At 69.2% G+C, this 19,107-nt stretch carries 21 protein-coding genes and 1 pseudogene; 12 read left to right on the forward strand and 10 right to left on the reverse strand.

The annotated features are described in order from the left end of the window. Nucleotides 1-16: 16 nt before the first annotated feature. Both ACY34J_RS02345 and ACY34J_RS02350 read left to right on the forward strand, forming a co-directional pair. Nucleotides 17-961 (forward strand): amino acid ABC transporter permease, encoded by a 945-nt coding sequence (locus ACY34J_RS02345; RefSeq protein ID WP_462724661.1) that lies wholly within the window; start codon nt 17-19, stop codon nt 959-961. Between the two features lie 5 nt (nt 962-966). Continuing rightward, nucleotides 967-1,719 carry an amino acid ABC transporter ATP-binding protein gene (locus ACY34J_RS02350; protein WP_462724731.1) on the forward strand — a complete coding sequence of 251 codons (753 nt, stop codon included), beginning with the start codon at nt 967-969 and terminating at the stop codon, nt 1,717-1,719. An 85-nt stretch (nt 1,720-1,804) separates the two neighbouring features. On the opposite strand, the gene ACY34J_RS02355 is transcribed toward ACY34J_RS02350, so the two are convergent. Continuing rightward, a complete protein-coding gene (locus ACY34J_RS02355; protein WP_462724660.1) occupies nt 1,805-2,596 on the reverse strand; it encodes a class I SAM-dependent methyltransferase in 792 nt (263 codons plus the stop codon). Nucleotides 2,597-2,685: 89 nt separating this feature from the next. Between ACY34J_RS02355 and ACY34J_RS02360 the strand changes: the two genes are divergently transcribed. After that, a complete protein-coding gene (locus tag ACY34J_RS02360) occupies nt 2,686-3,351 on the forward strand; it encodes a CGNR zinc finger domain-containing protein (protein WP_462724659.1) in 666 nt (221 codons plus the stop codon). Here the strand turns inward: ACY34J_RS02360 and sodX are convergent. Continuing rightward, nucleotides 3,237-3,734: a nickel-type superoxide dismutase maturation protease gene (gene sodX / locus ACY34J_RS02365; protein ID WP_462724658.1), complete on the reverse strand. Its 498-nt coding sequence runs from the start codon at nt 3,732-3,734 to the stop codon at nt 3,237-3,239. The two genes, ACY34J_RS02360 and sodX, sit on opposite strands and share 115 nt — an antisense overlap. Nucleotides 3,735-3,876: 142 nt before the next feature. On the opposite strand from sodX, the gene sodN reads away from it, so the two are divergent. Next, the gene (gene sodN, locus ACY34J_RS02370; protein ID WP_462724657.1) at nt 3,877-4,272 is read left to right on the forward strand and encodes a superoxide dismutase, Ni; all 396 of its coding nucleotides are present in this window, start codon (nt 3,877-3,879) and stop codon (nt 4,270-4,272) included. Nucleotides 4,273-4,406: 134 nt separating this feature from the next. Beyond that, nucleotides 4,407-4,907, forward strand: a pseudogene (locus ACY34J_RS02375) (NUDIX domain-containing protein). Nucleotides 4,908-5,002: 95 nt separating this feature from the next. Here ACY34J_RS02375 and ACY34J_RS02380 read toward each other — a convergent pair. The 5 genes from ACY34J_RS02380 to ACY34J_RS02400 form a co-directional block, all read right to left on the reverse strand. After that, the gene (locus ACY34J_RS02380) at nt 5,003-5,737 is read right to left on the reverse strand and encodes an ABC transporter ATP-binding protein (protein WP_462724656.1); all 735 of its coding nucleotides are present in this window, start codon (nt 5,735-5,737) and stop codon (nt 5,003-5,005) included. Next, nucleotides 5,734-6,291, reverse strand: a complete 558-nt coding sequence (locus tag ACY34J_RS02385) for a hypothetical protein (protein ID WP_462724655.1) — start codon at nt 6,289-6,291, stop codon at nt 5,734-5,736. The genes ACY34J_RS02380 and ACY34J_RS02385 overlap by 4 nt, the downstream gene beginning before the upstream one ends. 23 nt (nt 6,292-6,314) lie before the next feature. Further along, complete coding sequence (locus ACY34J_RS02390) at nt 6,315-7,589, reverse strand: hypothetical protein (protein ID WP_462724654.1); 1,275 nt, start codon at nt 7,587-7,589, stop codon at nt 6,315-6,317. Nucleotides 7,590-7,673: 84 nt separating this feature from the next. Then, nucleotides 7,674-7,955 (reverse strand): hypothetical protein, encoded by a 282-nt coding sequence (locus tag ACY34J_RS02395; protein ID WP_462724653.1) that lies wholly within the window; start codon nt 7,953-7,955, stop codon nt 7,674-7,676. 944 nt (nt 7,956-8,899) lie between these two features. Further along, on the reverse strand, nt 8,900-9,946 hold the full coding sequence (locus ACY34J_RS02400) for a family 2 encapsulin nanocompartment cargo protein polyprenyl transferase (RefSeq protein ID WP_462724652.1): 1,047 nt from the start codon (nt 9,944-9,946) through the stop codon (nt 8,900-8,902). 266 nt (nt 9,947-10,212) lie between these two features. Between ACY34J_RS02400 and ACY34J_RS02405 the strand changes: the two genes are divergently transcribed. Together ACY34J_RS02405 and ACY34J_RS02410 are read left to right on the forward strand one after the other, a co-directional pair. After that, nucleotides 10,213-10,446: a hypothetical protein gene (locus tag ACY34J_RS02405; RefSeq protein ID WP_462724651.1), complete on the forward strand. Its 234-nt coding sequence runs from the start codon at nt 10,213-10,215 to the stop codon at nt 10,444-10,446. Nucleotides 10,447-10,586: 140 nt separating this feature from the next. Continuing rightward, a complete protein-coding gene (locus ACY34J_RS02410; RefSeq protein WP_462724650.1) occupies nt 10,587-11,558 on the forward strand; it encodes a 1-aminocyclopropane-1-carboxylate deaminase/D-cysteine desulfhydrase in 972 nt (323 codons plus the stop codon). Here the strand turns inward: ACY34J_RS02410 and ACY34J_RS02415 are convergent. Further along, nucleotides 11,555-13,144: a Na+/H+ antiporter gene (locus ACY34J_RS02415; protein ID WP_462724649.1), complete on the reverse strand. Its 1,590-nt coding sequence runs from the start codon at nt 13,142-13,144 to the stop codon at nt 11,555-11,557. The two genes, ACY34J_RS02410 and ACY34J_RS02415, sit on opposite strands and share 4 nt — an antisense overlap. Before the next feature lie 109 nt (nt 13,145-13,253). Between ACY34J_RS02415 and ACY34J_RS02420 the strand changes: the two genes are divergently transcribed. From ACY34J_RS02420 to ACY34J_RS02430, 3 genes are all read left to right on the forward strand, one after another. Beyond that, a complete protein-coding gene (locus ACY34J_RS02420) occupies nt 13,254-13,514 on the forward strand; it encodes a UBP-type zinc finger domain-containing protein (RefSeq protein ID WP_462724648.1) in 261 nt (86 codons plus the stop codon). Nucleotides 13,515-13,744: 230 nt separating this feature from the next. Beyond that, nucleotides 13,745-14,158: an ATP-binding protein gene (locus ACY34J_RS02425; RefSeq protein ID WP_462724647.1), complete on the forward strand. Its 414-nt coding sequence runs from the start codon at nt 13,745-13,747 to the stop codon at nt 14,156-14,158. Further along, nucleotides 14,155-15,189, forward strand: coding sequence for an RNA polymerase sigma factor SigF (locus ACY34J_RS02430; RefSeq protein ID WP_462724646.1), 1,035 nt, complete (start codon nt 14,155-14,157; stop codon nt 15,187-15,189). Before ACY34J_RS02425 ends, ACY34J_RS02430 begins: the two co-directional genes overlap by 4 nt. A 31-nt stretch (nt 15,190-15,220) precedes the next feature. Here the strand turns inward: ACY34J_RS02430 and ACY34J_RS02435 are convergent, their stop codons facing one another. After that, complete coding sequence (locus ACY34J_RS02435; RefSeq protein WP_462724645.1) at nt 15,221-15,700, reverse strand: hypothetical protein; 480 nt, start codon at nt 15,698-15,700, stop codon at nt 15,221-15,223. 109 nt (nt 15,701-15,809) lie between these two features. Between ACY34J_RS02435 and ACY34J_RS02440 the strand changes: the two genes are divergently transcribed. Beyond that, nucleotides 15,810-16,778: a diacylglycerol/lipid kinase family protein gene (locus tag ACY34J_RS02440; protein ID WP_462724644.1), complete on the forward strand. Its 969-nt coding sequence runs from the start codon at nt 15,810-15,812 to the stop codon at nt 16,776-16,778. A 316-nt stretch (nt 16,779-17,094) separates the two neighbouring features. Continuing rightward, the gene (locus ACY34J_RS02445; protein ID WP_462724643.1) at nt 17,095-17,352 is read left to right on the forward strand and encodes a WhiB family transcriptional regulator; all 258 of its coding nucleotides are present in this window, start codon (nt 17,095-17,097) and stop codon (nt 17,350-17,352) included. A 220-nt stretch (nt 17,353-17,572) separates the two neighbouring features. On the opposite strand, the gene ACY34J_RS02450 is transcribed toward ACY34J_RS02445, so the two are convergent. Continuing rightward, a complete protein-coding gene (locus ACY34J_RS02450) occupies nt 17,573-19,048 on the reverse strand; it encodes a sensor histidine kinase (RefSeq protein WP_462724730.1) in 1,476 nt (491 codons plus the stop codon). Between the last annotated feature and the right edge of the window lie 59 nt (nt 19,049-19,107).

The following is a 19,107-nucleotide window of genomic DNA, read 5'->3' on the forward strand; positions in this document are numbered from 1 at the left end:
GAAAGGCAACACCCCCGTGACTGTTCCCACCGAAAAGGTGCAGCCCGAAGACGCCTCACCGCCGGGAAGCGCCCCTGAGGCCGTCAAGGCCGTCCCCGTCCGGCACTACGGACGCTGGGTTTCGGCCGTGGTGGTCCTGGCCCTGCTGGCCCTGCTGGTCAACGCGTTCGCCGGAGCCAACATCAATTACCGGGCCATCCCGGACTTCGTCTTCAACCACTCGGTCCTGGAGGGCCTGGGCAAGACCGTGCTCATCTCGGTCCTGTCCATGCTCGTGGGCCTGGTCGGCGGCATCCTCCTCGCGGTGATGCGGCTGTCGAAGAACCCGGTCACCTCCTCCGTGGCCTGGGGCTACATCTGGTTCTTCCGCGGCACCCCGGTCTACGTCCAGCTGCTGCTGTGGTTCAACCTCGCACTGGTCTTCCCGGTCCTCAATCTCGGCTTCTACAAGGACGAGATGAGCGACTTCATGACCCCGTTCATGGCCGCGCTGCTCGGCCTGGGGCTCAACGAGGCCGCGTACATGTCCGAGATCGTCCGCGCCGGCATCCAGTCGGTCGACGAGGGCCAGACCGAGGCCTCCCACGCGCTGGGCATGACCCACAGCCAGACCCTGCGCCGCATCGTCCTGCCCCAGGCGATGCGGGTGATCGTGCCGCCGACGGGCAACGAGTTCATCAACATGCTCAAGACCTCGTCGCTGGCAGCCTCGGCCGCCCAGTACCTGGAGCTGCTGCGCAGCACCCAGGACATCGGGCAGACGACCGGCGCCGCGGTGGAGATGCTGTTCCTCGCGGCCACCTGGTACCTGGTCCTCACCAGCGTCTTCAGCGTCGGCCAGTACTACCTGGAGCGCCGCTACGCCCGCGGATCCGTCCGCAGCCTGCCGCCCACCCCCTGGCAGCGCGTCAAGGCGAACCTGGCCGCCTTCCGCAACCGTCCCGCCGGAGGTGCCGCATGACCGCCATGGTGAAGGCCGAGGGCGTGCACAAGTCCTACGGCCCGGCCCACATCCTCAAGGGCATCGACCTCGAGGTCGCCCCGCGGGAGGTGTTCTGCCTGATCGGCCCGTCCGGCTCCGGCAAGTCCACCTTCCTGCGGTGCATCAACCACCTGGAGAAGATCAGCGCCGGACGGCTGTACGTCGACGGCGAACTGGTCGGCTACCGGCAGCAGGGCGACAAGCTCTACGAGCTCAGGGACCGTGAAGTCGCCGCCAAGCGCCGCGACATCGGCATGGTCTTCCAGCGCTTCAACCTCTTCCCGCACATGACGGCGCTGGAGAACGTCATGGAGGCGCCGCTTCAGGTCAAGCGAGAGACCAAGGCGGTGGCACGGGAGCGGGCCGAGCGTCTGCTGGACCGGGTGGGGCTGGCCGACAAGGCCGGGAACTACCCCTCCCAGCTCTCCGGCGGACAGCAGCAGCGCGTGGCCATCGCCCGCGCGCTGGCGATGGAGCCGAAGCTGATGCTCTTCGACGAGCCGACCTCGGCACTGGACCCGGAACTGGTCGGTGACGTGCTCGACGTCATGCGCGGCCTCGCCGAGGACGGTATGACGATGGTCGTCGTCACCCACGAGATGGGCTTCGCCCGCGAAGTCGGCGACGCCCTGGTCTTCATGGACGACGGCGTGGTCGTCGAATCCGGCCACCCCCGGGACGTTCTGACCAACCCCCAGCACGAGCGGACGAAGTCGTTCCTCTCCAAGGTGCTGTAGCCGGCTCTCCGCGCCGGGACTGTTCCCGCCCGCCCATCCCGTCAGGGACATGGGCGGGCGGGCCGCGGTTGTGGCCGCGGGCGGGTCACTTGAGGCCGAGCACCAGCGCATCGGGGACGGAGCGCCATACGGCCCGCGCCTCGGCGAAGCCCGCCGCGCGCAGCGCGTCGGCGTGCCACTCGACCGGGTGGGGCTCGCCGTCGGCGTGCTCACCGAAGATCCGGAAACGCTCGGCGACCGGCCCGCCCAGGGTCTCGTCCTTCGCGGCGAGCTCCCACCAGCCGCGCCAGTCCACCACTCCGGCGGCCTTCTCCCGCTCCTGCCGGGCATGGCGGAAGGCGCGCTCGGCCTCGTTGATGCGGGGAGTGGAGGCGTCGGGCATGTGGTCGGCGTTCAGGAAGATCCCGCCCTCCCGCAGCACACCGGCGATCTGCCCGTACAGCGCCTTCAGCGGCTCGGTCTGCAGCCAGTGCAGGGCGGTGGCGGTGAGCACCGCGTCGTACCGCTGGTATGGGAGCCTGCTCGGCCACTGCGGGTCCCGCAGGTCGGCGGTGATGAACTCGACCCTCCCCCGGCCCACGTCATGGGAGACGCCGTCGAAGTACCCGCGGGCGATGGTGAGCAGGGCCGGGTCGAGGTCGACGCCCGTGCTGACCGCCTTGGGGAACCGGCGCAGCAGCCGGTCCGAGATACTTCCCGTACCGCACGCGAGGTCCAGCACCTTCGGCTCGCGTCCCACCAGCGCCTCGACCATGTCGAGCATCACCCGGAAGCGCTCCTCCCGGTCCGGGAGGTACCACTCCTGCTGGCGGTCCCACAGGGCCTGCCACGCGGCCCAGTCGCCGCTGGCCGACACCACCGTGGCCGTCTCCGTCATCCCGATCCTCCCCGTCGTAATACCCTCGAAGCCAGAGTGGTTGTTACGCAGTTCGTCCCGACCCTAGACCGCCTCCGTAAGGAGTACAAGTGGAACTGGCCTATTACTCGGACTACGCAGTACGGCTGGTCAACAGCGAGGAGCCGAACCGCGGCAAGGACGAGCTCACCTCGGTCGAGGCGGTACGTGCCCTCTTCGGCGCCAACACCCACGCGGCCCGCCGGGCCACCGAGGCGGACGTGACCCGGCTGCGGGCCGTACGGACCCGGCTGCGCGCCGTCTTCGAGGCGGCGGACGAGGGCGACGAGGTACGGGCCGTGGACCTGCTGAACGCCTTGCTGATGGAGTTCCCGGTCAGCCCGCAGATCTCCGGGCACGAGGCGCGGGACGAGGACGGCCGCCCCGACTGGCATATGCACATCGCCGACCACCCGGCGAACGCCACCGCCGGCTACGCGGCCACGGCCGCCATGGGGCTCGCCTTCCACCTCACCGAGCTGGGTGTCGACCGGCTCGGCATCTGCCAGGCCGCACCCTGCCGCCGGGTCTATCTCGATACCTCGACCAACCGGTCCCGGCGCTACTGCTCGGACCGCTGCGCCACCCGCGCCAACGTCGCCGCCTACCGGGCCCGCAAGCGTCAGGAGACGGAGCGGTCGGGCCTCTCGGCCCCGGCGGGCGGGACGCAGCGTACGGGCCTGACGGCGGTGAAGAGCCAGGAGACCAGCGCGGGCACCACCCGCAGCGCCCGCTGAGCCCGCACCTCGTGGGGCGGTCGCAGCCGCACCCGGGCGCGCGCGAGCACCATCTCGTCGGGGACGGGGCCGAACTCGCGGCTGTCGTTCTCGGCGAACGGGTTGTCGCCGAGCACCCACCAGCCGGCCGCACGCCGTTCGGCGGCACGTTTGACGATCAGCAGATCCTGCTGCAACGGGTGCTGCAGCACGATGACATCACCTGGGCGTACCTCGGCGCCGTACTCCACCAGCAGCTGGTCGCCTGGCCGCAAGGTCGGCACCATGGACGGCCCGACCACCTCGGCGAGCCCGTACGGCAGTGCCGCCCGGCGCTCCGCACCGGGCTGTGGCTCGCGCTCGAGACCGTGTTCGTAACCCTCCCACCGGCCACCGTCCGGCATCCGGCACCTCCCGGTCCATTCCTCCATCCAGTTCCAGCGTGACACTGGACTTTTGTCCTAAGCCTCCTGGGGCACTCGCGAAAACGCCCCGGGCAGGGAGTAATCTCCCCTCTGAGAAGACGATCACGAGGAAGGACAGCACATGCTCTCCCGCCTGTTCGCCCCGAAGGTGAAGGTCAGCGCGCACTGCGACCTGCCCTGCGGCGTCTACGACCCGGCGCAGGCCCGCATCGAGGCCGAGTCGGTCAAGGCCATCCAGGAGAAGTACCAGGCCAACGAGGACGCGCACTTCCGCGTCCGGGCCACCGTCATCAAGGAGCAGCGCGCGGAGATCGCCAAGCACCACATCTCCGTGCTGTGGAGCGACTACTTCAAGCCCCCGCACTTCGAGAAGTACCCCCAGCTGCACCAGCTGGTCAACGACGCCCTGAAGGCCGCCAGCGCCGCGAAGGGTTCCACCGACCCGGCCACGGGCCAGAAGCTTCTGGACCTGATCGCCGAGATCGACAAGATCTTCTGGGAGACCAAGAAGGCCTGACTGAGCCTTCTCGCTCCCCCGTACGAGACCGCACCCGGCATCCACGCGGAGCCGGGTGCGGTCTTCTGCGTCCGGGGCCCGGGAAAGTCCCGGCCGGAAACAATTCCACCAACCCGGCCGACGAAGGGACCACCGTGGCTCAGCCGACACCCCACGACCAGCCCAAAGCCCTCAAGCCCGCCCTCGAATCCATGACCCTGCTGGTCGCCGCCGTCATCGTCCACGACCAGGCCACCAACCACGTCGTCCTCCTCCAACGCAGCCAGAACACCAAGTTCGCCCAGAGCATGTGGGACCTCCCCGTCGGCAAGCGCGAACCCGGCGAGCCGATCACCGAGACGGCGGTCCGCGAGCTCCACGAGGAGACCGGACTGACCGTGAAGCCCGAGTCCTTGAAAGTCGCCCACATCATCCACGGCGCCTGGGGCGTGGAGGCCCCCAACGGCTTCCTCACCGTCGTCTTCGCCGCCCACGAGTGGGTCGGCGAACCAGAAAACCGCGAACCCCCGCAAACACGCGCAGGTCCGCTGGGTCGGCGCCGACGCCATCCCCGAGGCTTCGTGGACACCACCGCCGGCGCCCTCCACCACTACCTCACCGGCGGACCTGAGGTATCACTGGACGGCTGGAAGTAGGCAGCCCGGTCGCCGTGTCATAGCCGTAGCCGCATCTAGGGAAAACTCACTCGAAGCGCACCGCCCACCAGGCTGGTGGACGGTGCGCTCAGCTCTCACCGTGCTGTGAGCGCCGTATAGGCGCTTTCCGCACGCCGCGCCTCCGGGGTGTCCTGCGGGGCCTGCGCCAGGAACTCATCCGTAGTCCCATTGAAGCGGATCACCCCTCCGGTCAGCACCGTCACGTAGTCGGCATCCTCGGCGAGGTCGGCCACATCGTGCGTGGACATGAGGATCTTCACCCCGTCCGCTTCCGAAACGGCGGTGAGCACGTCCCGGAAGGCCCGCCTCTGCGTGGGGTCCATCCCAGCCGTGGGCTCGTCCAGAAGCAGCACACGGCACTCATGGACCAGAGCGGAGGCCACACCAAGGCGCCGCAACTGTCCGCCGGAGAGACTGGTGGCCTTGGCGTCGGCCTTCTCCAGCAGGTTGACGACCGCCAGCGTCTCGCGGGCCTGGCTCCACGCGTCGGAGCGGTTCATGCCCTTCAGCCAGCCTGTGTACGCGACCTGCTCACGGGAGGTCAGCCCGGCCATGGCCGTGATGTGCTGCGGCATCCACGCCACGTGCTTGCGGAACTCGCGGCTGCGTGAGCTGATGCCGTCCACGCTGATGCGTCCCGAATGGGGATTGATCACCGAGGCGGCGAGCTTGAGCGTGGTGGACTTCCCGGCGCCGTTGGGCCCGAGGAAGATCGTGACGCCGTCCGGTACGCGGTAGGAGAAATCCTCCAGCACAGGCCGGTATTTGCGTCCGTAGCGATAGGTGCAGTTGGTGAAGACGATGCTCACAGCGGATTCCTGGAGTGGTGGGTGAGGAGGAGGCCGAGGGCGAGCGCCGCTGCGGCGGACGCGGCGGCGAGAGCGTGACCGTGGGGCTGTGCGGTCAGCGCCCACTCGTAGTAGCTGGCGCCGGTCTTCCGCCCGAAGAACACGATGGCGAAGATCCAGGTCAGGGGCAGGACGATGCCCGAGCGGCGCACGAAGAATCGGGCGCACAGCATCAGCCCGGCCAGAAAGCAGGTGTTGCGCCCGGCCGCCAGGACGGCTTCGGAACCGGTGGCCCAGCCGCCGATCACGGACACCGCCATCGCGGCGCCCATGGCGGCGGCGATCAGGGCGGTGTCCATCCATGGCACGGGACGGATGCCGGACTCCTCGGCCGAGGTGAGCCGATTGTCGAGGACTTGGGCGAGCGTGCCCACCACAATGACGGGGGTGAAGAACGCCAGCATGGTGGCGTTGCCGACGGAGAGGGTAAGAGCGGGCAGCAGCACCGTGGAGTCCTGCACGAGGAGCGTTAGCGCGGCGAAGGTGAGCATCCCGCAGGTGAGGACAGGGTGCACGCGGCGGGTTTTGATCCACCAGATCACGGGCGGCCCTCACATGCCTTCTTGGAAGTGGCCCGGTACCAGGACTTCTGCTCCGCGGCCGGGAGAGCGGAGACCCGGTCCACCTCGCCCGTGATCTTCTCGTGCTGGCGGAGGGTGTAGTAGGGGTCGGACCTGGAGACCTTCTCGAAGGTGGGGTTGCCGCCGAGCTTCTTCGACAGCCAGAAGCTGATAGTCCGCTGTCCCTCCAAGGTTGGCGTCGCGCACGGAAGCCGCACCGAGTCCTCGACGACATCGGCGACCAGGTGCCGGTCACGGTAGGCGATGGTTAGCGGCAGGTAGCGCGTGCTCGGGGTGGGGTCCTGGGTGAAGCGGCCGTAGAGAAGCTGATCGTTGACCACGGCCGGGGGGTGCTCGATGATCCCGTAGGTCTCCAGCATCGAATAGGTTCTGATCATCTCGTCACGGACGGCCGTGATGCTTCTGGACGCCTGCTCGGGCATGCAGATCCTCGGCGCCTCCCCCTGGCACATCTTGTCGGTGACCAGGTTCAGCGACGGGTTGGGACCCCAGTGGTGGGCGATGCTGTACGAGGTGAAGATGGACGCCGCCACCACGACAACAGCGAGCCCGGCTCGGATCAGGACCTGGCCGCGCCACCAGAACAGCGCAGCCGCAACCGCCACGGACGCGGTCGGCAGGAACTCGGAGAGCATCGAGGAGAGGGTCACCGACTCCCCGAACCCGAGCATGGCCGTGTACTGGCCCATCATGAAACGCACATACATCGGTTCGACGGCGTGGGAGAACGACACGGCGACGAACACCAGGCATATCAGCGCAGGGGCGGCGATCAGCGGCTTGACGCGCTGCCCGATGGTGAACCCGATCACGGCATGGGCCACGACGAGGAGCAGGCCGAGCGCAAGCGGCGGGAGACTGGCGAGGGTGGGCCAGGCGGGGGTCTGGATGAACGCCATCGTCACGGGGACGAGGAACATCAGCCAGCCGAGCGCGACGATCGGCGCGAGAGCGGCGGCGATGACCTGCCAGATGCGGCGGTATGGGGCTGCGTTCCACACCCCGGATTCCTTCAGACGCGCCCCTTGCCAGGCGGCGGCTGCGGAGACGACGGCGTAGGTGACCGCATACATCGGCTCCATGGGGCGCTCCACGAGGAGCGGGGCGTAAGGGTAGGGGAAGAACGCGATCTGATCGGTGGTGCTGGCGACGTAGTAAAGGGCGACAAGCCCGATGGCCAGGGGAAGTGCGGGGAGTGCGCTGGAGGTACGCAGCAATGTTCGGAGGCGCATGGCGTTGTGTCCTGGTGAGGGAATGAAAGAGGGCGCACAGGACGCGGGGTCCTGTGCGCCGATGACCGTCTGGGATGGTGTTTCCTAGTCGGCCAGCGAGGTGTCCTGGTACACCTCGGAGACGAACAGCAGGCAGCACGAGCCGCCCGGTCCGACCTTGTCGGCCTCGAAGTACAGGGTGACATCACCCGAGGGAACGTCGGTCCACTCGCCGTTGCTCCAGTAGCTGGAGCCGTTGAAACAGTTGGTGAAGATCTTCCGGTCAAGCTGCTGGTCTACCTGGAACGGCTTGTCCACCCACATCAGCAGGTCCACGCTCTGCTGGCTGGACGAGGCGTACTGGGCGAAGCAGTCCCGGAATTGCACCTGGCTGTAGGTGCCCTGCTCATCCCAGTGACGGGACTCCTGGCCGTCGGTCTAGCTGCTGATGGAGCTGGACCAGTTCGCCGAGGCGAACGGGGCGTTGAGGAAGGTCAGGGCGCTGGCGGCGGCCAGGACGGCGCCGGCCTTCTTCGCCCGGGAGGAGACGCGCATGGTGTCCCTTCGTATCGAACACTTGGTCACGTGGGAGGCTCCGAAAAGGTAAACATCAAGTAAGAGGAAGTCAACAACTTCCCATGACAAGGCCCTACTTCAATGAAGACATGACAGAAGAGCGCTGTTCAGGAGGAAAGAACCTGAATGTCGGTCATTGCGCAGATGCCTGATATAGCGGGAGGTCGGGGCCCCTGCAGCAGACAGCCACCGCAGACGCCCCTGCTATCCGGACGGGCCCTCTCGCTGAGTACGTGGCCTAGACGGGCCTAGACGCCCGCGGCGACGGGGGGCGTTACGGTCATTCTCGTGCCTGGCTCACGCCGGTTGGTCAGCCGTAGTTGCTCGCGGCGGCGCGGCCTCGCTCGCCCCGCTGATCTACCTGGTGATCCAGCTTCCCCACCTGGCCAAACGGCCGAGTCCCATCCGCTCTGCGTCGCCTTCCCAGCCTCACGACGCCTCCTCCCGAGCCTGGCTTGATCGGAGAACGGGACGCAGCCATCCGGCGTCAGCACTTCTGGCGATACTCCGCCGGCCCTTGGCGCCTGTGTCCCAGAGCCGGGGCCGAACCAGCGAAGGAGATATGGCGATGCGCTACATGCCTGCTGCCGAGCGTGCGTGGAGACCTCCTGGTACGACTCGGGCGGCCGCAGGAGGCACGGGAGGAGTTCGAGCGCGCCGCATCGCTCACCCGGAACGAGCGCGAGCGCACGCTGCTCCTCGAACGCGCCGCCGCATGCACGCCCTCTGGTCCGGGCCGCTGCGCCGCTGGCCGCTCAGCGGCTGCGGCGGGTGACAAACTCCGCGAGCGACAGCAGATCCCCGGCCCGCCCCAGATCCGGCACGGCCCGCGCCAGATGGTCGACCGCCACCGCCATCCGGACGCAGGCCTCGCTCTGCGCCCAGTCCCGCCCGCCCGCGCGCTCGACCGCCTCCGTCGCCCGCCGCAGACCGGCGTCGTCCAGCGGCCCGTCGGTCGCGTATATCTCGGCGAGCTCGGCCCCTGCGGGCGTCCCTGAGGCGAGCGCGGCGACCACGGGCAGGGACTTCTTGCGGGCACAGAGGTCGGCGCCGGCCGGCTTGCCGGTGCTCGACGGGTCCCCCCAGATGCCGATCAGATCGTCGATGAGCTGGAAGGCGAGCCCCGCCTGCCGGCCGAAGGACTCCATGGAGTCCGCGGTGTCCTCATCCGCCCCGGCATACAGCGCCCCGAGCGCGCAAGAGCAGCCGAGCAGCGCCCCCGTTTTGGACTCGGCCATCCGCAGGCATTCCTCCAGCCCGACATCGGACCGCTGCTCGAAGGCACAGTCCGCCTGCTGGCCCTCGCACAACTCGACAACGCACGCCGCCAGCCGGGAGCCGGCCTCGGCCGCGGCAGGATGCGAGTCCTCGGCGAGGATCCGCAGCGCCAGCGAGTGCAGCGCGTCACCGCCGATGATGGCGTCCGGGATGCCGAACACCGTCCAGGCCGTGGGCCGGTGCCGCCGGGTCGGGTCCTGGTCGATGACGTCGTCGTGCAGCAGGGTGAAATTGTGCACCAGTTCCACGGCGGCCGCGGCCCGTACGGCCTCGTCGGCCCGGCCGCCGAACGCCTCCACAGCCGCCAGCACCAGCGCCGGCCGGATGGACTTGCCGACGTTCCGCTGAGTCGGTATGCCGTCGGCGTCCTGCCAGCCGAGGTGGTAGGCGGCGATGCGCCGTAAGGAGGCGGGCAACGAGGCCACCGCGGCACGTAGCTCCGGATCCACCGCCCTCCGTGACCGCACGAGCAGATCCATGGCCTCCCGGCTCTCGCGGCTCTCCATGAACGTGTCAGCGTGCATGATCCCCCCTCGGCTCGCGAAACACCTGATTCCGGTCCGCTTCTTCATCGTGACAGCCAGTAGCAGAGCTGGCCATTACACGAATGAGTGGGAATAGATACGCCTCGGCGGGTGACGCCGTCAGGTTTACGCCATGGATCCGGTATACGCCATGAATCCGGTGTTACAGACCGGCGCCTGAGGGAACCGGACCCGCGACAGGGCCGTTGTTCGGTCAGGGGTGAACGCCGCTTCCGCCCCATCCGCACCGACCGCAGGAGGCAGCGATGGCAGGGATCCTGGAACGCGCGAAGGAGCGGGCGCAGCAAGGCATCTCGCAGGGCAAGGAGAAGCTCGAGGAGGTGCAGGCGAAGCGGGAGGGAGAAACGCTGCTGAAGAAGCTTGGCGCCGCGTACTACGCCGAGAAGCACGGCACCGGCTCACCGCAGCGCACGCGGGACGCGGAGACCGCCGTGGAGGCCCACGTCGCGGCCCACGGCGACAAGTTCCTGCACACATGACCTTTTCTGCGGGCCGCGTGCCCTGCTTCGGGCCGCGTGCCCTGCTTCGGGGCGCGTGGCCTGCTTCGGGGCGCGTGGCCTGCTTCGGGGCGCGTGGCCCACGCTGACCGCCGCAGGTGACAGCGGGTGACAATGGGACGGTGAGTACTCCCGCCCCCCGTCCGGATGCGCTGCGGCCGCGGCTCCCGTCGCCCCTCCAGCCGGTCGAGGACGAGCGGTTCGCCCGGCACGGCGTCCAGTTGCTGCTCAAGCGGGACGACCTCATACACCCCGACCTGCCCGGCAACAAATGGCGCAAGCTCGTGCCGAACCTGCGCGCCGCCGCCGAACGGGGCCAGACCACTCTGCTCACCTTCGGTGGCGCCTACTCCAACCATCTGCGTGCCACCGCCGCGGCCGGCCGGCTTCTGGGGCTCGCGACGATAGGGGTCGTACGGGGTGACGAGCTGGCCGACCGCCCGCTCAACCCCACCTTGGCCCGATGCGCCGAAGACGGTATGCGGCTGGTCTTCGTCGACCGCGGCACCTACCGCCGCAAGACAGAGCCGCAGTTCCTCGAGGGCCTGCACGAGCGGTTCGGCGACTTCTGCCTCGTCCCGGAGGGCGGCAGCAACGCCCTTGCGGCACGGGGCTGTGCACAGCTCGGCCGGGAGCTGCGCGGGGCGGCCGATGTGGTGGCGGTCGCCTGCGGGACCGGTGGCACCCTGGCCGGGCTCGCCGCCGGGCTGGCGCCGGAGCCGGGACCGTATGCCACCGCAGGAACGGCGCAGGCCCTCGGCTTCGCAGTCCTGCGGGGCGGGTTCCTCGACCGTGAGACGGAGCGCCTGCAGCACGAGGCGTTCGGCGGCCGCGCGGGGCACTGGCGCATAGAGCACCGCTTCCACTGCGGGGGCTACGCGAAGACCAGTCCCGAGCTGCGCGCGTTCGCCGATGACTTCTCCGCGCGGCACGGCCTGCCCGTGGACCGCCTGTATGTCGCCAAGATGCTCTACGGACTCGCAACGCTGGCCCGGGAAGGCGCCTTCGCGCCCGGCACCACGGTCGCCGCCGTCGTGACCGGCACCGGCACCGCGACCGGCAGCAGGCCCGGCACGGGCGCCGGGACCCGTTAACGGGACCCGAGCTCCTCCCGGTACGCCGCCGCCTCCTCGAAGTCCAGCCGACGCAGCAGCGTCCGCAGCATCTCGTCGTCGATCCGCCCTTGATCGCGCAGCTTCACGAACACCTCCCGCTCCGCGGCGATCACCTCCCTCGTCAGCCGCCGGTAGATGTCGTCCAGCGACTCCCCCGTCTTCTCGTTCACCGCGCCGAGCCGCTCCCACACCGCGTTCCGCCGCCACTCCAGCACCCAGCGCAACCGCTCCACCAGCGGTGGCGGCAGTGCGTTGCGCTCGTCCGCGAGCAGTTCCTCCAGCCGCCGCTCCGCGGCGCGCGACGCCTCGTGCTGCGCTTCCGCCTCCAGCAGGGTCTCCCGGTACAGGTCCCGTCCGGGAATCTTCAGGAGCCGGATGACCTTGGGCAGCGTGAGGCCCTGCAGCACCAGTGTTCCGATCACGGTGGTGAAGGTCAGAAAGAGCACCAGGTCGCGCGCCGGGAAGGCCTCCCTGCCGTCGGCCGTGAGCGGGATCGAGAACGCGACGGCGAGCGACACCACACCCCGCATGCCGGCCCAGGAGACGACGAACGCGTATTTCCACCGCGGAGGCTCGTCCGATCTGCGCAGCAGCGGCAGCACCGTACCGAGGTACACCCAGACGAAGCGCGAGACGATCACCGCCACGAGCACGGCGACCGCGTACAGGACCACATCCCCGGCCGCGTACCCCTCGAGCCCGCGCAGCACCACCGGCAGCTGCAGCCCGATCAGCGCGAAAACCGCCGACTCCAGGACGAACCCCACCATCTTCCAGACCGCGGCTTCCTGGAGCCGGGTCTCGAAACCCACCTCCCAGGAGTGATGGCCCTGATACAGCGCGACGACCACGACCGCGAGCACCCCGGAGGCGTGCACCGACTCCGCGGCCAGATACGCCACGAACGGGATGAGCAGGGAAAGAGTGTTCAGCAGCAGCGGATCCCGCAGCCGGGTCCGCAGCCAGTGCAGCGGCACCATCAGCAGCAACCCGACACCGATTCCGCCCACCGCGGCGATCACGAACGCCGCCAGCCCGCCGACCCAGGTCGCCCCCTCCCCCAGCGCGGCCGCCAGCGCCACCCTGAAGGCGGTGATCGCAGTCGCGTCGTTGAGCAGCGACTCGCCCTGCAGGATCGTCGTGATCTTCGAGGGAAGCCCGACCCTGCGGGCGATGGCGGTCGCGGCCACGGCGTCCGGCGGGGCGATCACGGCGCCCAGTACCAGAGCGGCGGTCAGCGACAGACCGGGCACCACCAGGTGCGCGATCCAGGCCACGGCCACCGTCGCGAAGAGGACGTACCCGACGGACAGCAGCGCCACCGGCCGCAGATTCGCTCGCAGCCCGAGATAGGAGCTGTCCAGTGCGGCCGTATGCAGCAGGGGCGGCAGCACCAGCGGAAGAATGATGTCCGGATCAAGGGTGTAGGGCGGCAGTCCCGGGATGAACGAGGCAAGGAGCCCGGCGGCGACCAGCAACAGCGGCGCCGGCACCGACGTACGGCGGGCCACGCCGGCGACAGCCGTGCTGCCGGCGACCAGCAGCAGCAGTGGCAAAGCGTCCATCGGTCCCGAACCGTCCTCGTACGTGCTCCGCGCTTACCGCGCTCCGCGCCCCATTCCATGACGCGCACATGACCTCGGTTCCCCGTCGAGGCGTTCTAACCTGGCCATCATGAGCGAGTGTCCGCACGTTCTCGACCTGCCGCGCCCCGAGCCGGACGCGCTGGCCGACACCTGCCTGGAATGCAGGGCGGTCGGCAGCCACCCGGTGCAACTGCGGCTATGCCTAGTGTGCGGGCACGTGGGATGCTGCGACTCGTCACCGCCGCGGCACGCGACGCAGCACTTCGAGGACACCGGACATCCGGTGATTCGCTCGTACGAGCCGGGCGAGAGCTGGCGCTGGTGTTTCGTCGACCAACGGATCACCTGAGCGGCCAACGGGAGAGTTTTTCAGCAGATTTGGACCCGCAGACCCCTAGCCACTGTCCGTACCCGAAGACTTACAATGAGTAACGCTCACCCGGTCCGTACGCCCTTTGACCACGGATCGCGATAGCGTCGCAGCTGAACCATGTGCCGCGCCGGTCGGCTCTCCCCGCGGGGGAGCGAACACCGGCGCGATTAGGAGCTCAACCAGCTTGTGCCACCTTGGAGGTGAGGGTGTCCCAGATCGCAGGCGAGCCCGGGACCCAGGACTTCGTGGAAGTCCGGCTGCCCGCTGCGGGTGCCTACCTGTCGGTGTTGCGTACGGCCACGGCCGGTCTCGCAGCCCGCTTGGACTTCACCCTCGACGAGATCGAGGATCTGCGCATCGCGGTCGACGAGGCGTGCGCGATCCTGCTCCAGCAGGCCGTTCCGGGAAGTGTGCTCAGCTGCGTCTTCCGCCTGGTCGGAGATGCGCTGCGGGTGACCGTCTCGGCTCCCACCACCGACGGTCGCGCTCCCGAGCGCGACACCTTCGCCTGGACGGTGCTCTCCGCACTCGCCGGCGAAGTCGACTCCACGGTCGGTGAGGACCGCACGGTCAGCATCAGTCTGCACAAGAAGCGCGGCTCGGGCCCTGGCCAGCCGTGACGGATGGAACGGGCAGGCCGGTGCAGGACGAGAGGCGCGTCGCGCAGGTGGTGCCCAGCGCCGCCATCCCCGATCAGCAGCAGGCAGAGCGGGCGGACCACATGGACCAGCAGCAGCACCAGCAGCGCCAGGACGAGCGGCACGAGCGCGAGCACGGGGCTGTGCGCGAGCATGAGCGCGAGCACGGGCCCGTGCAGCGGGTTCCGGTGCACGGGAACGGCCACGGTCACGGCCATGGCCACACCCACGCGCCGGAGCACGGGCAGCTGACCGCGCCGCACGACCGCACTGGCGCCCGCGAGCTGTTCATCGAGCTGCGCGGGCTGCCCGACGGCTCTCCGGAGCGTGCCGAGCTGCGCAACCACCTGGTCCGCATGCACCTGCCGCTCGTGGAGCATCTGGCCCGCCGGTTCCGCAACCGCGGCGAGCCGCTGGACGATCTGACGCAGGTCGCCACCATCGGCCTGATCAAGTCCGTCGACCGGTTCGACCCGGACCGCGGAGTGGAGTTCTCCACCTACGCGACCCCGACCGTCGTCGGCGAGATCAAGCGGCACTTCCGCGACAAGGGCTGGGCGGTACGAGTGCCGCGTCGGCTCCAGGAGCTGCGGCTCTCGCTGACCACGGCGACCGCCGAACTGTCCCAGCGGCACGGCAGGTCGCCGACGGTCCACGAGCTGGCCGAGCAGCTCGGGATCTCGGAGGAGGAGGTGCTGGAGGGCTTGGAGTCCGCCAACGCCTACAGCACTCTCTCCCTGGACGTGCCGGACACCGACGACGAGTCGCCGGCCGTCGCCGACACCCTGGGCGCCGAGGACGACGCCCTGGAGGGGGTGGAGTACCGGGAGTCGCTCAAGCCGCTGCTGGAGGAGCTGCCGCCGCGGGAGAAGAAGATCCTGCTGCTGCGGTTCTTCGGCAATATGACCCAGTCGCAGATCGCGCAGGAGGTCGGTATCTCGCAGATGCATGTGTCGCGGCTGCTGGCCCGTACGCTGGCCCAGCTGCGCGACCGGCTGCTGGTGGAGGAGTAACCGCTGCCCCTTGCCGTGCCGCGCGGGGCGGCTACGCGTCGCGCGGCCCGATGCCGAGTGCCTCGGTCGCCGTCGGGTTGACCAGCAGCGCCAGGACGGCCACGGCCGCGAGGCCGAGCGCGACCCCGGCGGCGATCATCGCTCCTCCGGTGTTGATCAGCGTCCAGGCGACCGGCACCGCCATGATCTGGATGATCAGCGCGGGGCCCCGGCTCCAGCTTCGCCGCAGCAGCAGGCCGCGGGCTGCGATCAGCGGCAGCGCGGCGAGCGCCAGCAGGGTCAGCCCGCCCATCTCCGCCTGCCGCGGACTGCCCGGATGTCCGAGCAAGCCCATGACCAGCAGATATACACCGAAGGCGGCGAGCGCCAAGCCCTCGACGGCGGAGAGCACCGCGGCGGCCGTGAGCCGCGCCGGCCGGGGAGTTGTGACGTCCGTCGGCTCGTTGCCCGTCCCGGCGCCCTTGCCTGCGGCGGCGCCCTCGTGCCCATCGGTCGTGCGATTCCTACTCACCCCAGCAGGGTAGCCCGCACGCCGGACCGGCCCGCGCCCGTCTGAGCCGGGGAGCGCCTGTTCTCCAGGGGGCTGGGCCCTGTACCGGCAGGTAGGTAGTCTGCTGCGCATGCGTGCACTCCTTGTGGCCAATCCGGCAGCGACCACCACCAGTGCCCGCACTCGGGACGTCCTCATCCATGCGCTCGCGAGTGATCTGAAACTGGAGGTCGCCGCCACGGAGTACCGCGGGCACGCCCGTGATCTGGCCCGCCGGGCGGCCGAGAGTGGCGAGATCGAGCTAGTCGTGGCGCTCGGCGGCGACGGCACGGTCAACGAGGTCGTCAACGGGCTGCTGCACAACGGCCCCGATCCCGACGCGCAGCCGCGGCTGGCGGTGGTCCCGGGCGGGTCGACCAATGTCTTCGCCCGCGCCCTCGGCCTGCCGAATGACGCGATCGAGGCGACCGGAGCGCTGCTGGACGCGCTGCGTGACCGCAGCGAACGGACCGTGGGCCTGGGGCTCGCCGCCGGCGCGCCGGGCAGCGAGGACGAGAGTGTGCCCGCCCGCTGGTTCACCTTCTGCGCGGGGTACGGCTTCGACGCCGGCGTGGTCGGGCGCGTGGAGCAGCAGCGCGAACGCGGCAGGCGTTCGACCCATGCGCTGTACGTACGGCAGGCCCTCCAGCAGTTTCTCAGCGAGCCGAGCCGCCGGCACGGGACGATCACGCTGGAGCGCCCCGGTGAGGAGCCCGTCAAGGATCTTGCGCTGTCCATAGTCTGCAACACCGCCCCCTGGACCTACCTGGGCAATCGCCCTGTCTACGCCTCCCCCCGGGCCTCCTTCGACACAGCCCTGGATGTACTGGGGCTCCGCAAGCTCTCCGGCCCCGCCATCGCCCGCTACACCGCCCAGCTGCTGACCTCCTCGCCGCAGCGCGGGCCGCGGGGCAGGCACGCAGTCTCCCTGCACGACCTGACGGACTTCACCTTGCATTCGAAGGTTCCACTGCCGTTTCAGATGGACGGCGACCACCTAGGACTGCGTAAGAGCGTGACGTTCACAGGTGTACGGCGTGCACTGCGTGTGATTGTGTGAGCGGAACAGGCAAAAGTCCTTCTACTCGAACGTTTAAGCTCACTTCCACCCCCTGGAAGTACGGCTGTGACAGAGGCGACACCAAGGAATCAAAAAAAACTTTCCGGAAGGGGTTGTATCCGACGCCGAGGTTTGCGAGTCTCTTCCTGGCGATCGGGACGGCCTTTGCAACCGGCCCCCTTGAGAGCCCGAATCCCCTCCCCATTCCCACCGGGACCGCACCAGGTCACTGGACGACGGCCCCTTCCCTTTCGGGGGGATTCGTGAAAGCGTTCACATTCACAAGCAAGCTGTAAAACAAGGAGATGGAGCAGCCATGGACTGGCGTCACCGCGCCGTTTGCCGCGAGGAAGACCCCGAGCTCTTCTTCCCCATCGGCAACACCGGTCCTGCGCTGCTGCAGATCGAGGAAGCCAAGGCCGTCTGCCGTCGTTGCCCCGTCCAGGAGCAGTGTCTGCAGTGGGCGCTGGAGTCCGGCCAGGACTCCGGCGTGTGGGGTGGCCTCAGCGAGGACGAGCGCCGCGCGATGAAGCGCCGCGCCGCTCGCAACCGGGCGCGCAACGCCAGCGCCTGATCAAGCCCCTGTGCCCGGGCGGCGCGTACAGCGCGTACGCACCTCCCGCCCCCGAGCCGCAGCGCGCAGTACCGCCGATGCTCAGCGTAGAGCTTCGTCTGGGGGTGCCCCCAGCAATGTGAGCCCCGGACCGGTCGTCCGGTCCGGGGCTCACAGTTGTACTGCTCACCCTGTTGCATTGCTCACCCTGTTGCATTGCTCACCCGTGGTGCTGCTCAGCTCAGTGCTTCTCGACCCGGACAGGGATGTCCAGCACCGCGCGCGTGCCCCGCTCGGGCGCCGGCACCATGTCGAACGTCCCGCCCAGCTCCCCCTCCACCAGGGTCCTTACGATTTGCAGGCCCAGGTTGCCCGTGCGCTGCGGATCGAAGCCGTCGGGGAGTCCGCGCCCGTCATCTTGCACGGTCACCAGCAGTCGGCCCTCGCCTCGCACCCGCCCGGCGCTGCGTACGGCGGACACCTCGACCGTGCCGTGCTCCCCCGGCCCGAAGCCGTGCTCCAGGGCGTTCTGCAGCAGCTCGGTGAGCACCATCGACAGCGGGGTGGCGACCTCGGCCTGGAGTATGCCGAAGCGGCCCGTCCGGGTACCGGTCACCCGACCCGGGGAGATCTCCGCCACCATGGCGAGCACCCGGTCGGCGATCTCGTCGAACTCGACGCGCTCATCGAGGTTCTGGGACAGGGTCTCGTGCACGATCGCGATCGAGCCGACCCGCCGTACGGCCTCCTCGAGCGCCTCCCGCCCCTGATCGGAGTCCATCCTGCGGGCCTGGAGACGCAGCAGGGCGGCCACGGTCTGCAGGTTGTTCTTCACCCGGTGGTGGATCTCCCGGATGGTGGCGTCCTTGGTGATCAACTCCCGTTCGCGGCGGCGCAGTTCGGTGACGTCGCGCAGCAGAATGAGCGAGCCGATGCGGGTGCCCTTCGGCTTGAGCGGGATGGCTCGCAGCTGGATGACGCAGTCGTTCGCCTCGACCTCGGTCTCGCGCGGGGCCCAGCCGCTGGCGAGTTTCACCAGGGCTTCGTCGACCGGGCCGCGGGACGGGGCGAGTTCGGCGGTGGTCTGGCCGAGGTGGTGGCCGACCAGGTCCGCGGCGAGGCCGAGCCGGTGGTATGCGGAGAGGGCGTTGGGGCTGGCGTACTGCACGATGCCGTCGGCGTCGAGCCGGATCAGGCCGTCGCCCACGCGCGGCGAGGCGTCCATGTCGACCTGCTGGCCCGGGAACGGAAACGCCCCGGCGGCGATCATCTGCGCCAGATCGGATGCGCTTTGCAGATAGGTGAGTTCGAGCCGGCTGGGCGTGCGTACGGTCAGCAGATTGGTGTTGCGGGCGATCACGCCGAGGACGCGGCCCTCACGCCGTACGGGGATCGACTCGACCCGGACCGGCACCTCCTCTCGCCATTCGGGGTCGCCCTCGCGTACGATCCGGCCCTCGTCGAGGGCGGCGTCGAGCATGGGGCGGCGCCCGCGCGGAACGAGGTGCCCGACCATGTCGTCCTGGTAGGAGGTGGGGCCGGTGTTGGGCCGCATCTGCGCCACGGAGACATAGCGGGTGCCGTCGAGGGTGGGCACCCACAGCACGAGGTCTGCAAAGGAGAGATCGGAGAGCAGCTGCCACTCGGAGACCAGCAGGTGCAGCCACTCGAGGTCGGAGTCGCTGAGTGCTGTGTGCTGGCGGACCAGGTCGTTCATGGAGGGCACGTGTGCGAGCCTACCTGTGGCAGAGTTCGTTTAACCTGCGGCGGCCCATG

The organism is Streptomyces sp. HSS9-12 (genome assembly GCF_054963655.1).